This is a genomic window from Pseudomonas sp. FP215, assembly GCF_030687795.1.
Taxonomy (GTDB): Bacteria; Pseudomonadota; Gammaproteobacteria; order Pseudomonadales; family Pseudomonadaceae; genus Aquipseudomonas; species Aquipseudomonas salmasensis.
Map to the genome: position 1 here is coordinate 5,309,210 of NZ_CP117447.1, position 14,550 is coordinate 5,323,759.

Sequence of the window (14,550 nt, forward strand, 5' to 3'; positions counted from 1 at the left end):
CGCTAAGCTGAGCCCATCAAAGCAGCGTGTAGAGGACGCCCCATGCCGTCGCCCGAATCCAAGTCCGTACCCCTCGATGCCGAGATGGAGAAACAACGCGCCGAGCTGGCCAGTATCGTGCACCGCCATACCTGGGAGGACGGCTCCTACGGCACGGCGATCACCTCGCTGTACCTGAACCGCCACAATGCGCCACGGGATTTCATGCCGGTGTTGGTGGAACCCGCACTGTGCATCCTCGCCAGTGGCAGCAAGGAAGTGCGCCTGGCCGACGAGATCTTTGCCTACGACCCGCTCAACTACCTGGTGTTCTCGGTGGCGATGCCGGTGGCCGGCCGCATCATCGACGCCACCGCCGAGGACCCGAACCTCTCGGTGCGCATCAACATCGACCCGGCGCAGCTCACCGCGCTGATCGCAGAGGCCGGGCCGATGGGCGTGCCCTCACGCCCGACCTCGCGAGGCATGTACGTCGACCGCATCGATCACGCACTGCTCGATGCGGTGCTGCGCCTGACCCGCTTGCTGGACACGCCTAAAGACATCGCGATGCTCGCGCCGCTGATCAACCGTGAAATTCTCTACCGTTTGCTGCGTGGCCCACAGGGTTATCGCCTGTATGAAATTGCTGTGGCTAACAGCCAGAGCCATCGGGTGAGCCAGGCGATCACTTGGTTGAACGGTAACTACGAACAGCCGCTGCGTATCGACGACCTGGCCAAGGAAGTGAACCTGAGCGTCTCGACCTTGCACCACCGGTTCAAAGCGATCACCGCCATGAGCCCGTTGCAATACCAGAAGCAACTGCGCTTGCAGGAAGCCCGGCGGCTGATGATTGCCGAAGGGCTGGAGGCCTCGGCAGCGGGGTATCGGGTGGGGTATGAAAGCCCGTCGCAGTTCAGCCGGGAGTACAGCCGGTTGTTTGGTGCGCCGCCGCTGCGCGACTTGGCCAGACTGCGTCAAAGCATCTGATGCACGCGTAGCAAAATGTGGGAGCTGGCTTGCCTGCGATGGCGGTGTGTCAGTCACTATTGTATTAACTGACCCATCGTCATCGCAGCATAGGTATCTACACAACTTTGTAGCCTGTAGCAGCCGACGGTAACCACGATGCGAAGCGAGCCGCTCTTGATCTTGATCTGCTTTTGATCTTAGGCGCCCCGTTAAACCACGCTGGCCGGAATTCGACAGGGATTTGGGGGGTAAACCGGCAGGGATGCCGGTTTAGCCGCCCCGCGCCATGGATGGCGCGTGGCGGCGGCCCCCCAAATCACTGGCGGATTACGGGCACACCGAGCCTAGGCGAGGTGCCGAGTGGTGGGGCAAGAGCGTTTTGCTTACTTTTGCGCTTTTCAAAAGTGAGCCGCTGTCAGAGCCATCCCTTTCAAGGTCTTCGGTAAAATCCCCTGAAATTTCATTCAGGGATCCCAAACGATGTGGGCCGATGTTCTAGCGCGTTTCGAGAAAAAAGCACCTGCCAGCGTCATGGCCAAATTGGCGCTGGAACAAGCTATTGCCCCTGAGTGGGTCGATCAGGTCTTCGAAGAACATCGGCAACGGCAGTATTCTCGTGAACTACTGTTCTCGACCATAATCAAGCTGATGTCCCTTGTTTCATTGGGCTTGAAGCCATCCCTGCACGCCGCTGCGCGGCAACTGGAAGATCTCCCTGTCAGCTTGGCGGCGCTTTACGACAAGATCAGTCGTACCGAACCCGCGCTATTGCGTGCTCTGGTCACCGGTTGTGCGCAACGACTGACTCCAACCATCAAAGAACTGGGTTGCACGACGATGCTGCCGGACTGGCAGGTTCGCGTGGTAGATGGCAATCACCTGGCATCCACTGAGAAGCGTCTGGGGGCTTTACGCCAGGAGCGAGGTGCGGCTCGTCCCGGTTTTTCGGTAGTGGTCTACGATCCTGATCTCGATCAGGTCATCGACCTTCAGGCATGTGAGGATGCCTACGCCAGCGAGCGCGTTTGCGTGTTGCCTCTGCCAGGTGTGGCTGGCTGACCGACTCTACTGCACGCTTCCGGTAATGGAAGCTTGTGAGCAGGTCCAGACGTCCTTTGTCATTCGCCAGCAAGCCAAACATCCACGCCTGATTCAAGAGGGTGAGTGGCAAGAATCCGTGCCTGTGGAAACAGGCTCTGTGCGTGAGCAGATCATCCAGGTCAGAGGCGGTTACCAATGTCGGCGCGTCGAACTGACGCTTCATTCGCCAACAGACTCGGGTGACAGCAGCTTGATGTTCTGGAGCAACCTGCCTGAAAGCGTCAGCGCTGAGCAGATCGCGCAACTCTATCGCCGCCGCTGGAGCATTGAAGGTATGTTCCAGCGACTGGAAGCGATCCTGGAAAGTGAAATCGAAACTCTCGGCAGCCCAAAGGCCGCCTTGCTCGGGTTCACTACGGCAGTGTTGGCCTACAACGTCCTGGCCGTACTCAAGCGAAGCGTGGAGCAAGCCCATCGGGAGACCCAGCTGATGGCTGGGAAGCCTCGATCTATCACTTGGCGGTCCAGGTCAGGAGTGGTTATGAGGGAATGCAGATTGCACTGCCCTCGGAATATCTTCCCGCCATCCCTGTGGAAAAGTTGGCCCAGCGTTTGTTGGAGCTGGCCAGAAACATCCACCCCAAACAAGTTGCGAAAAGTCCCCGCGGCCCCAAGGTGCCTAAACCCAAGACATGGGTGCAAGGCAAGGCGGTGAATGCGCATGTTTCAACGGACAGGGTAATCAAGGCTGCCAAAACGAAAAGACCTTGAAAGGGCTGGCTGTCAGAGCGGAACCCTAAGTGGCCGTTACCTAAATAACGGATATGTACCCAGTCCAACTGTGTTGCCTGTCAGGCCGCCTTCGCAGGCAAGCCAGCTCCCACAGTAGTCCTGCGTATATTCAGTCTAATCCGCGGGGAAGTTGCAAGGTGACGCGCAGGCCGCCTTCGCGCAGGTTCTGCAAACTCACTTCGCCCCCATGGCTGTGGGCAATGTTGCGCGCAATCCCCAACCCCAACCCGTAACCCTGCTGCTGGCCGGCCAGGCGAAAGTGCGGTTCAAACACTTGCTCCAGTCGCTGCTGCGGCACGCCTGGGCCCTCATCATCCACGTGCAGGATGAACTGCACGCCATCGTCTTCGATATGCAAATGCGCGTTCTGCCCGTACTTGAGCGCGTTGTCGATCAGGTTGCCGATGCAACGCTTGAGCGCCAGCGGCTTGCCTGGGTAGGCTGACAGCGCCGCCCCATCGAGGGTCACTCGGCCATTGCCATGGGGTGCCAGGTACGGCTCCACCAGGCATTCGAGGACGTGGTTGAGGTCGACCGGCTGGATGTTTTCGTGGATGTCGGTGTCTTTAACGCATTGCAGCGCGCCCTTGACCAACAACTCCAGCTCATCCAGGTCACGGCCGAATTTGTTTTGCAGGTTCTCGTCTTCCAGTAATTCCACGCGCAGGCGCAGGCGGGTAATGGGCGTGCGCAGGTCATGGGAAATCGCACTGAACAACTGGCTGCGCTCGGTCAGGTAACGGCTGATACGTTCACGCATGGCATTGAACGCACGACCCACTTCCACCACTTCACTGCCGCCGCCTTCCGCCACCGGCTCCACATCGGCGCCCAGGGACATGTCCCGCGCCGCTCGTGCCAGGCGCTTGAGTGGCCGGCTTTGCCAGTGCACCAGCAGGCCGATGAACAGCAGCAGAAAACCGCTGGTGAGCACGATAAACCACACCTGCTGGGACGGCAGGCCTTGTTCTTCCAGGCTGGTGTAGGGCTCGGGCAACAGCGAGGCGATGTACAGCCATTCACCGGGTGCCAGTTGAATCTGGGTGACCAGCACCGGCGGGTTCACCGGCTCCAGGGTCAGTGCGTAATGGGCCCAGGAGCGTGGCAGTTCGTCGAGCTTCAGGCCGGCATTGAAGATGCGCAGGTCTTCGGCGCTGACGAACTCTACCGAGATGTGCACGTCGGCGCCCAGGGTCTGGCGCAGCACTTCATCCACCGCCACCAGTACCGCTTGCTTGCGCGGGGTTTCGGGCAGTATTTGCATGTCCAGCGGGCGATCGTTGAGAGTCACCACAAAACGCGTGCCACCCATGCTGCGCAATTGGTCCAGTACCAACGGACGATAGGCCACCGGCAGCGACCGGAAGTAACTCACGCTGGCGGTCATTGAATGCGCGAGGCTGCGGGCGCTGGTGACCAGGCCCTCAAGCTGGGTGGCGCGCAATTGCGACACCCAGATCACGCTGGACAGCGCCTGGGCGAACAGCACCGCCAGCAAGGTCAGCAGTAACATGCGCCCCAGCAGCGAGCGGGGTACCGGCAAGCGGCGGCGGCGTTCGTTCAGCGGTTCAGTGGGCATTGCCGGCAACCACGCTGGCTGCCAGTTGATAGCCGCTGCCACGCACGGTGCGGATCAGCCGCGGAGGTTTCTCGGTGTCGCGCAGGCGCTGGCGCAGGCGGCTGACGGCCATGTCGACGATCCGGTCCAAGGGCATCAGGTCGCGGCCACGGGTGGCGTTGCCGATGGTGTCGCGGTCAAGAATCTGCTGCGGGTGGTCGAGAAATAACTTGAGCAAGGCAAAGTCGGCGCCGGAGAGGATCACCTCTTCACCGTCCACATGAAACAAGCGGTGGCTGATCATATCCAGGCGCCATTCATCGAACACCCACACATCGCCGCCACTGCTGCGCTCCTGGCCAAACTGGCAGCGGCGCAGCAGTGCCTTGATGCGTGCCTGCAACTCGCGGGGGCTGAACGGCTTGCCGATATAGTCATCGGCGCCCAGCTCCAGGCCGATCACGCGGTCGGCTTCGTCGGAACTGGCGGTGAGCATGATGATCGGCACCTGCGCCTGGCGCGGGTGCTGGCGGATCCAGCGGCACAGGCTGAAGCCGTCTTCGTCTGGCAACATCACATCGAGGATGACCAGGTCGCACGGCGCCTCGTTCATGGCCTGGCGGAACCCCGCGCCATCGGACACGCCACGAACCTGGAAGCCGGCGCGACTGAGGTAGGTTTGCAGCAATTCGCGGATTTCCTGGTCGTCGTCGACGAGGAGAATGGATTTACTGATTACGCTCACGGGGGCCTCCTTGTTGTTATGGCCTGGCTTAAATCATCGGGTGCCCTTTAGGCCGCCATCGCAGGCAAGCCAGCTCCCACACTTGGAATGCATTCCAGACGGTGGGAGCTGGCTTGCCTGCGATGGCGCCATTATGACCTATGCAAAAGCTTGCTCAAGCGCCACACCCGCCCCAGTCAGCCCGGAATACGGCGCCGTCACCAGCCACACCGGAATACCTTTGAAGTAGTCGCTCATGCAGCCTTTATCCGCAAAGCTTTTGGCGAAACCACTGGTGATAAAGAAGTCGGCAAACCTCGGTATCACCCCACCCACGATGTACACGCCACCCCGCCCACCGGTGGTCAAGACGTTATTGCCCGCCACCCGGCCCAGCCAGATGCTGAACTGGTCCAAAACTTCCATGGCCACCGGGTCACCGGCCAGGCCCGCCGCAGTGATGGCTTCGGGGGTGTCCAGCACCGGCGCATGCCCATCCACCGCACAAATAGCCCGGTACAGCCGTGGCAAGCCGCCACCGCTCAACGCGGTTTCGGCGCTGACATGCCCGATCTCGCTGTAGATGTGTTGCCACAATTGGGTTTCCCGTGGGCTGCTCAGGGGCAGGTCGACATGCCCACCCTCCCCCGGCAACGCTGCCCAACGGCCTGCGCCGAGGTCCAGCAAGGTGCCGACGCCAAGACCGGTACCCGGGCCGATCACCACGGCTGGGCGCAAAGGTTCCGGCGTGCCTTCGCAGACCACGCGAAATTCGTCGGGCTTGAGCCGGGTCATGCCCAGGGCCATGGCCGAGAAATCGTTGACCAGCAACAGTTCATCCACCTGCAGGGCCTGGCAAAACGCGGTTTTGCTCAGGCGCCAGTGGTTGTTGGTGAACTTGAATTCATCGCCGCTCACCGGCCCGGCCACCGACAGGCACACCGCGCCGATGTCGCCGATTTGCAGGCCTTCTTCTTTGAGGTAGAGCTTGATCGCCTCTTCAGGGCTGCCGTGATCCGCCGTGGCATGCACGCGGATCGAATGCAGTTCCTGATCCCGCCATAACGCAAAACGGGCGTTAGTCCCCCCGATATCACCGACCAGCGCAAGCTTCACTTAAGCGTCTCCAAGGCAGAGGTAAAGGCGCTGGCGCCCTGCTCTGCGGAGCTTGCGGCCAAGCGCATGAATGCAAACAGCTCGCGACCGGCCCCCACGTTATTGCCCAACAGGCCCGTGGCAGGCGTGCGCGCTGCAAATACTTCGGCGTCCACCTTAAGCTCCAGGGTGCCGGTAACGCCATCCACACGGATGATATCGCCATCCTGGACCCGCGCCAGCGGCCCGCCGCTCTGGGCTTCGGGGTTGACGTGGATCGCGGCAGGGATCTTACCCGACGCGCCGGACATTCGCCCATCTGTCACCAGTGCCACTTTGAAACCACGGTCCTGCAACACGCCCAGGAACGGCGTCATCTTATGCAATTCCGGCATGCCGTTGGAGCGCGGCCCCTGGAAGCGCATCACCGCGACAAAGTCTTTTTCCAACAGCCCGGCCTTGAAGGCATCGGCCAGGTCCTGCTGGTCCTGGAACACCACCGCCGGCGCTTCGACCACCTGATGCTCCGGCGCCACCGCCGAAACCTTCATCACGCCACGGCCGAGGTTGCCTTCCATTACACGCAAGCCGCCTTCCGGCGAGAACGCACGGGCCACGGGGCGCAGGATGGTTTCGTCGAGGCTTTCGATCGGGCCGTCGCGCCAGACCAGTTCGCCGTCGACCAGGAAAGGTTCCTGGATATAGCGGCTCAGGCCCTTGCCGGCCACGGTGTTGACGTCTTCGTGAAGCAGGCCGGCTTCGAGCAGTTCGCGGATCAGGAACGACATACCGCCCGCCGCCTGGAAGTGGTTGATGTCAGCCTTGCCGTTTGGATACACGTGGGACAGGGTCGGTACCACCTCGGAGAGGTCGGCCATGTCCTGCCAGGTCAGGATGATGCCTGCCGACATGGCGATGGCCGGCATGTGCAGGGTGTGGTTGGTGGAACCGCCGGTGGCGTTGAGCGCAACGATGGAGTTGACGATGGACTTCTCGTCGACAATCTCGCCAATGGGCGTGAAGTTGCCATTGGCCTTGGTCAAGCGCGTGACTTGGTGCGCGGCTTCGCGGGTCAACGCATCGCGCAGTGGCGTGTACGGGTTGACGAACGAAGCGCCCGGCAGGTGCAGGCCCATGACTTCCATCAGCAACTGGTTGGTGTTGGCGGTGCCGTAGAAGGTGCAGGTGCCGGGGCTGTGGTAGGACTTCATCTCCGATTCCAGCAGCTCTTCGCGGCTGGCCTTGCCTTCGGCGTAGCGCTGGCGCACATCGGCCTTCTGCTTGTTGGAGATACCCGACGGCATCGGCCCGCCCGGCACGAAGATCATCGGCAAGTGGCCGTAGCGCAGCGCGCCCATCATCAGGCCCGGGACGATCTTGTCGCAGATGCCCAGCATCAGCGCGGCGTCGAACATGTTGTGGGACAGCGCTACCGCCGTGGACATGGCGATGACTTCACGGCTGAGCAGGCTAAGCTCCATGCCCGGCTCGCCCTGGGTCACGCCGTCGCACATGGCGGGGGTGCCGCCGGCAAACTGGCCGACCGAGCCGACTTCGCGCAGGGCCTTTTTGATTTGTTCGGGGAAATGCTCGTAGGGCTGATGCGCCGAGAGCATGTCGTTATAAGAAGAAACAATTGCCACGTTGGCGGCATTCATCATGCGCAGGCTGTTTTTGTCTTCGGTGCCGCAACCGGCCACGCCGTGGGCGAAGTTGGCGCATTGCAGCTTGCCGCGCATCGGACCGTCGCTGGCTGCGCCGCGAATGAGCGCAAGGTAAGCCTCGCGGGTGGCGCGGCTGCGGGCGATAAGCCGTTCGGTGACCTCAAGAACGCGGGGATGCATGTATAGAACTCCAGGCTAACGGATGTGGCGACCTGAGAGTCTATGCTGATCAAACGCCCACGGCTCATGGGATGGCAGGGGGTCGTTTGGATCATCGGACCAGTTGATTCAGGTCACTCGTTGTAGATTGAACAAAATATTGCCACTAAAAAGGCTTGTTTTCTATTTTTATGCGAATAATCTTGTAATTCTTACAACAAATCGACGACAGGCACTTTCCGATGACTCTTCGAATCGCAATCAATGGTTTTGGCCGTATCGGCCGTAATGTCCTGCGCGCACTGTATACCCAAGGCTATCGCCAGGATTTGCAGATCGTCGCCATCAACGATTTGGGCGACAGCTCGATCAATGCCCACCTGCTCAAGTACGACACCGTACACGGCACTTTCGACGCAGAGGTTGCCCACGATCAGGAAAGCCTGACCGTCAATGGTGACCGGATTGCCGTGAGTGCCATTCGCAACCCCGCCGACCTGCCGTGGGCTGCGCACAAGATTGACGTGGTGTTCGAATGCACCGGCCTGTTCACCGACCGTGACAAGGCTGCCGCACATATTAGCGCCGGCGCGCGCAAGGTGATCATCTCCGCCCCGGCCAAAGGCGCGGACGCCACGGTGGTTTACGGGGTAAACCATGACATTTTGCGTCAATCCCACCAGATCATTTCCAACGCGTCGTGCACCACCAACTGCCTGGCACCAGTGGCCCAGGTGCTGCATCGCGAGCTAGGCATCGAAAGCGGGCTGATGACCACCATCCACGCCTACACCAACGATCAGAACCTCACCGACGTGTACCACACCGACCCGTACCGCGCGCGTTCGGCCACCCAGAACATGATCCCGAGCAAGACCGGCGCCGCTGAAGCGGTGGGCCTGGTGCTGCCGGAACTGGCAGGCAAGCTGACCGGCATGGCGGTGCGTGTACCGGTGATCAACGTGTCCCTGGTGGACCTCACCGTGCAGCTGAAAAAAGAAGCCACGGCCGATGAGGTCAACGCCCTGCTCAAACACGCCAGCCAGCATTCGAAGATCCTCGGCTACAACACCCTGCCGCTGGTTTCCAGCGACTTCAACCATAACCCGCTGTCGTCGATCTTCGACGCCAATCACACCAAGGTCAGCGGTAAATTGCTTAAAGTGCTGGCGTGGTATGACAACGAGTGGGGCTTCTCCAATCGTATGCTGGATAACTGCCTGGCGCTGTGTAACGCCGAATAAGCCCACAGGATCGTTCCCACGCTCTGCGTGGGAATGCCGCCTAGGACGCTCCGCGTCCTGCTGTTAAAGCCGTGACGCAGAGCGTCACAGGATGCGTTCCCATGCAGAGCATGGGAACGAGCGGCATCTCCAAGGCATCTCAAAGTGCCACTTGCCATTTCAGTTGATGATAAGCATTATCATTCACTGCAAATCGGTCTGGTATCACTGTGAGCCAATCTCGCTTCAACCACGTCTTCCTCACCCAACGGGTGATCCTGCTACGAACTCTGCAACGCATGGTGCATAACCACAGCACTGCCGAGGACCTGTTGCAGGAAACCTACCTGCGCGTAACTCGGGCCCTGAGCGAGCGGCCAATCGACCATCTTGAACCCTTTGTCTACCAGACAGCGCGTAACCTGGCGCTGGATCATTTGCGCTCGCGCAGGATTCAGGCGCGCACCCTGCAGGAGGATGTGCCGCTGGATGTCCTGCAAAGCGTCGCCGCGCCGGCCAGCACGCCGGAGGAAGCCACCCAGGCCGAGCAACTGCTGGAGCACCTGAGTGTCAGCCTTGGCCAGTTGAGCGCCCGCCAGCAGCGGATTTTCATCCTCAGCCGCCTGCACGGTTGCAGCTACCAGGAGATTGCCGATCAGTTGGGTGTGTCCTTGAGCACGGTGCAAAAGGAACTCAAATTGATCATGGCTATCTGTGTGGGTGTGGCCGAACGGCTGGATCAGCCTTAAGCTTCACCCGACAGAGGTGACGATCCAAGCTGTAGGAAAAATGAATAGAACGTGGCGAAGACCCGAGGAACACCGTGACGGACCCGAATAAACTGCGCCCCCATGCGTTGGCTCATGAGGTGTTGCAAGACGCGGCCATGGACCAAGCCCTCGATTGGCTGATCGCCTTGCAGTGCCCGCAACCTGGGCAGCAGGCCGCATTCGACGCCTGGCTGGCCCAGGATCCGGCCCATGTCCACGCCTTCAGCAAGGCCCAGGCCGCCTGGGGTGACGCACCGGTGCACAGCGCCGCCGTGGCCCTCGCCGCACCGCGCAAGCCCAGCGGTTGGCGCCGGATCAAACCGCACTGGAAACCCTTGGCCACCGCCGCCGTGTTGCTGATCGGCCTGTTCAGTTTCAGCAACCTGCCGGTGCGTTTGCAGGCCGACCATCTGACGGTGGTCGGCGAGCGCCAGCGCCTGCAACTGGACGATGGCTCCAAGGTGCTGCTGAACACCAACTCGGCGTTTTCCAGCACCATCAAGGATCACCAGCGCATTGCCCGCCTGTACCAAGGCGAAGCGTTCTTTGAAATAGCACCCTCCCGTGGCCTGCCCCTGGAGATCGACGCCGGCCCGGTGCGCGCCAGCGTGCGTGACACCGCCTTTGCCGTGCGCTACCTCAATGGCGAAGCCCAGGTCCAGGTGCAGCGCGGCGATGTCGACCTGAGCAACACGTTCGACGATGCCCGTGTGCGCCTGAGCGCCGGTGAAAGCATCCGCATCGGCCCCAAGGGTTTCGGCCAACCGGCCAAGCTCGATGTCAGCAAGGACCTGGCCTGGGTGCAGGGCCGGCTGGTGTTCGAAAACTGCCCGATGAGCGAAGTGCTGGCTGAGCTTCGCCGTTATTACCCCGGCTGGATCGTCAACAACAACGAGCAACTGGCCAGCGTCGCGGTCACCGGCAACTACCGCCTCGACCAGCCCCTGGACGTGGTGCGCTCCCTGGCCCATATCACCTCGGCCAAGCTGTCGGAATACCCCGCGCTGGTGATCCTGAACTAAATGAGAATTATTTTTACTCGATGTTAACCGGCGATACGTCTCGTTATAGCCAATGCAACTGATTCCTATTTGGTTCGGTTCGCAACTATAAGATTCGTATCCCGGAGCGCTCTCGATGTCCTCTCGTTTCAACCGCCGGTCTGCTTCGCCCGTTTTGTCCTTGCTGACCGCCGCGATCCTGCTGGCTGGCGCGCCCGTCATGAGCGCCACCGCCGCCGAACCTGCCGCTCGCAGCCACGCCAATTACACCTTCAGCATTGAACAGCAGCCACTGGTGTCGGCGCTTAATGCCTTTACCGCAGTGACTGGTTGGCAAGTCGGCCTGCCGGCCGAACTGGGCCAGGGCGTTTCGTCCCCGGGCGTGCGCGGCCCACTGCCAGCGGAAAAAGCCCTGGACCGGCTGTTGGTGGGGACCAACCTGAGCTATCGCAAACTGGGTAATAACAGCATCGTGCTGGAAAAACGTAGCGCCGGCAGCGCCCTCGCCCTGCAACAGGTGACCATCAGCGCCACCCGTAACGAACAAGATGTGAACAGCGTACCGAGCACCGTCAGCGTGCATGATCGCGAAGAGCTGGACCGCCAGAACGTCAACAACATCCGTGAACTGGTGCGCTACGAACCCGGCGTCTCTGTCGGCGGCGCTGGTAGCCGCTCGGGTAACGCCGGCTACAACATTCGTGGTATCGACGGCGACCGCGTCCTCACCCAGGTGGATGGCGTCGAAGTGCCCGACAACTTCTTCAACGGCCCTTACGCCAAGACCCGTCGCAACTACGTCGACCCCGAAATCGTCAAACGCGTGGAGATCCTGCGCGGCCCGGCCTCGGCCCTGTACGGCAGCAGTGCCATCGGCGGCGCGGTGAGTTATTTCACCCTCGACCCGGACGACATCATCAAGCCAGGCCAGGACGTCGGCGCCCGCCTGAAGACCGGCTATAGCTCCGCCGACGAGAGCTGGCTGACCTCCGGCACCTTCGCCGGGCGTGTACAGGACTTCGACGGTTTGCTGCACCTGAGCCAGCGCAATGGCCACGAAACCGAATCCCACGACGGCAATAACGCCACCGGCCTGGCCCGTACCGGCGCCAACCCGGAAGATGCGCGCACCACCAACGTGCTGGCCAAGCTGGGCTGGAACTATGGCGATGACAACCGTTTGGGCCTGACCTACGAGAAGTTCAAGGATGACCGCGACGTCAATCTGAAAAACGCCGTGGGCGGCCCGTTCATCGGTGGCCGGGGCATGAACCTGTACCGCGACCGTCGCGGTAACGACACCATCACCCGCGAGCGCTTCGGCCTGGAAAACACCTTCGCCCTGGAGTCGCCGATTGCCGACCGCATCAAGACCAGCCTCAACTACCAGATCGCCAAGACCGACCAGACCACCGCAGAAATCTACCAGGCCGGCCGTCGCGTGCTGCGCACCCGCGACACGCTTTACGAAGAAAAACAGTGGGTCTTCGACGCACAGCTGGACAAAGCATTCAGCCTCGGTGAAACCGAGCACCAGGTGACCTACGGCACCACCCTCAAGCAGCAGAAAGTCACCGGCTCACGCGAAGGCTCGGCCTCGTGCCTGGCCATTGGCGCCGGCTGCACCGCCATCGGCGGGCCCAGCCCGTCAGCCGGCGACAGCGTGAAGAAGGCCAGCGACTTCCCCGACCCGACCATCAACACCTACTCGCTGTTCGCCCAGGACCAGATCACCTGGGACAAATGGACCTTCCTGCCCGCCGTGCGTTATGACTACACCCGGCTCAAGCCCAAGCTGACCCAGGAGTTCCTCAACACCGTCAACCCGACCGGCGAGTATGCCGTCGACGGCAAGGACAAAACCTGGAACCGCGTAACACCCAAGTTCGGCCTGACCTACGCCCTGACCGACAACTACACCTGGTTCGGCCAATACGCTGAAGGTTTCCGCACGCCGTCTGCCAAGGCCCTGTACGGTCGCTTCGAAAACCTCAACATCGGCTACACCGTCGAACCCAACCCCGACCTCAAGCCGGAAACCAGCAAAGGCATCGAAACCGGGATTCGCGGCAAGTTCGACGAAGGCTCCTTCGATATTGCGGTGTACTACAACAAGTACCGTGACTTTATCGACGAAGACAACGCCGTGGTCGGCGGCACCGTGGAGCAGTTCCAGGCGGTCAACATCAAGCGTGCCACCATCAAGGGCGTGGAAGCCAAGGGCCGCCTGAACCTGGATACCTTCGGCGCGCCGAAGGGCCTGTATACCCAAGGCTCGGTTGCCTACACCTACGGTCGCAACGACGACAATGGCGAGCCGCTGAACAGCGTCAACCCGCTCAAGGGCGTGTTTGGCCTGGGCTACGACCAGGACACCTACGGTGGCCTGCTGAGCTGGACCGTGGTGAAGAAACAGGACCGCGTCGACAGCACGACCTTCCATGCGCCCGACGGCGGCACCGACGGCCCGTTCAAGACCCCGGGCTTCGGCATCCTCGACCTGACCGCCTACTACAAGGTGAGCAAAGACGTGACCGTCAACGGTGGCCTCTACAACCTCACCGACAAGAAGTACTGGAACTGGGATGACGTGCGCAGCTACGACAGCGTCGGCGAGGCCGGTGTGACCGGCCCGGCCAACCTTGACCGCCTGACCCAGCCCGGTCGCAACTTTGCGATCAACGTGATCTGGGACATCTGACCCATGCGCCTCACCTCGCCGCCCATGCATCTGCGGCGAGGTGAGGATTTTTTACTGTGCCGCGTCTTCTTGTTCGTCTAGTTGATAACAGCTCTCTTTAAGGGCACCCAGGCGCTTCTCTTCTCAAGGACTTTTTTCATGACCGCTTCTTCCACCGCAGAACGCCCAAGCCTGCGCTCCCAACGCCTGAACCAGATCACCAACGCGCCGCACACCAAGCTCGACGCATTGGTGAAGGCTCACGCGCCGTTCGAAACCCAGGCCAACTTCGCCCGCTTCGTGGTGGCCCAATACCTGTTCCAATCGGAACTGGTGGCCCTGTACAACGATGCCGAGCTGAACCAGATCATCCCTGACCTGGCCGCCCGCTGCCGCGCCGAAGCGGCCAAGCTCGACCTGGCAGACCTGGACACCGAAATCCCGGCCCCGGTTGCCGGCGCGGTGAACACCCCCAGCAAAGCCGAAGCTTTGGGCTGGCTGTTCGTCTCCGAAGGCTCCAAGCTGGGCGCTGCGTTCCTGATCAAGCGCGCCGTGGGCTTGGGCCTGAGTGAAACCTTCGGTGCGCGCCACCTGGGCGAGCCAGCCGGTGGTCGCGCCGAGGGCTGGAAGAGTTTCACCCGCACCCTCGACGGCCTGGAGTTCAGTGCCGAAGAAGAAGCTGCCGTGGAAAAAGGCGCGATTGATGCGTTTGTGCGCTTCACCGTGTTGCTGGAACAGGCGTACGCTAGCGCCCCGGAACTGGCGTAACCTTGGATTGAAATGCAATCAAAGGTGGGAGCGGGCTTGCTCGCGAATGCAGTAGGTCAGCCAACAGATCAGGCGACTGATACACCGCATTCGCGAGCAAGCCCGCTCCCACATTTAGCCC

At 61.2% G+C, this 14,550-nt stretch carries 10 protein-coding genes and 1 pseudogene; 7 read left to right on the forward strand and 4 right to left on the reverse strand.

Annotated features, from left to right (window positions below; translation table 11 throughout):
* Positions 1-42 precede the first annotated feature (42 nt).
* Together PSH76_RS24065 and PSH76_RS24070 are read left to right on the forward strand one after the other, a co-directional pair.
* Positions 43-972, forward strand: coding sequence for an AraC family transcriptional regulator (locus PSH76_RS24065; protein ID WP_305493021.1), 930 nt, complete (start codon positions 43-45; stop codon positions 970-972).
* A gap of 513 nt (positions 973-1,485) precedes the next feature.
* A pseudogene (locus PSH76_RS24070) lies at positions 1,486-2,766 on the forward strand (IS4 family transposase).
* 130 nt (positions 2,767-2,896) lie between these two features.
* Here PSH76_RS24070 and PSH76_RS24075 read toward each other — a convergent pair.
* The 4 genes from PSH76_RS24075 to edd all read right to left on the reverse strand — a co-directional run bounded on the left by PSH76_RS24075 (position 2,897) and on the right by edd (position 8,008).
* Positions 2,897-4,366 (reverse strand): ATP-binding protein, encoded by a 1,470-nt coding sequence (locus PSH76_RS24075; RefSeq protein ID WP_056789187.1) that lies wholly within the window; start codon positions 4,364-4,366, stop codon positions 2,897-2,899.
* Positions 4,356-5,090: a response regulator gene (locus PSH76_RS24080; RefSeq protein WP_003193918.1), complete on the reverse strand. Its 735-nt coding sequence runs from the start codon at positions 5,088-5,090 to the stop codon at positions 4,356-4,358. The genes PSH76_RS24075 and PSH76_RS24080 overlap by 11 nt, the downstream gene beginning before the upstream one ends.
* A 138-nt stretch (positions 5,091-5,228) precedes the next feature.
* On the reverse strand, positions 5,229-6,185 hold the full coding sequence (locus PSH76_RS24085; protein ID WP_305493022.1) for a glucokinase: 957 nt from the start codon (positions 6,183-6,185) through the stop codon (positions 5,229-5,231).
* Positions 6,182-8,008 (reverse strand): phosphogluconate dehydratase, encoded by a 1,827-nt coding sequence (gene edd / locus PSH76_RS24090; RefSeq protein WP_014719752.1) that lies wholly within the window; start codon positions 8,006-8,008, stop codon positions 6,182-6,184. The genes PSH76_RS24085 and edd overlap by 4 nt, the downstream gene beginning before the upstream one ends.
* Positions 8,009-8,229: 221 nt before the next feature.
* Here edd and gap point away from each other — a divergent pair, with 221 nt between their 5' ends.
* The 5 genes from gap to PSH76_RS24115 all read left to right on the forward strand — a co-directional run bounded on the left by gap (position 8,230) and on the right by PSH76_RS24115 (position 14,429).
* The gene (gene gap, locus PSH76_RS24095) at positions 8,230-9,231 is read left to right on the forward strand and encodes a type I glyceraldehyde-3-phosphate dehydrogenase (protein ID WP_003193921.1); all 1,002 of its coding nucleotides are present in this window, start codon (positions 8,230-8,232) and stop codon (positions 9,229-9,231) included.
* Positions 9,232-9,440: 209 nt separating this feature from the next.
* On the forward strand, positions 9,441-9,959 hold the full coding sequence (locus tag PSH76_RS24100) for an RNA polymerase sigma factor (RefSeq protein ID WP_003193922.1): 519 nt from the start codon (positions 9,441-9,443) through the stop codon (positions 9,957-9,959).
* Between the two features lie 74 nt (positions 9,960-10,033).
* Complete coding sequence (locus PSH76_RS24105; protein ID WP_305493023.1) at positions 10,034-11,002, forward strand: FecR domain-containing protein; 969 nt, start codon at positions 10,034-10,036, stop codon at positions 11,000-11,002.
* A gap of 115 nt (positions 11,003-11,117) precedes the next feature.
* Positions 11,118-13,682, forward strand: coding sequence for a TonB-dependent receptor (locus tag PSH76_RS24110; protein ID WP_305493024.1), 2,565 nt, complete (start codon positions 11,118-11,120; stop codon positions 13,680-13,682).
* 138 nt (positions 13,683-13,820) lie between these two features.
* On the forward strand, positions 13,821-14,429 hold the full coding sequence (locus PSH76_RS24115) for a biliverdin-producing heme oxygenase (RefSeq protein WP_032895455.1): 609 nt from the start codon (positions 13,821-13,823) through the stop codon (positions 14,427-14,429).
* Positions 14,430-14,550: the final 121 nt, after the last annotated feature.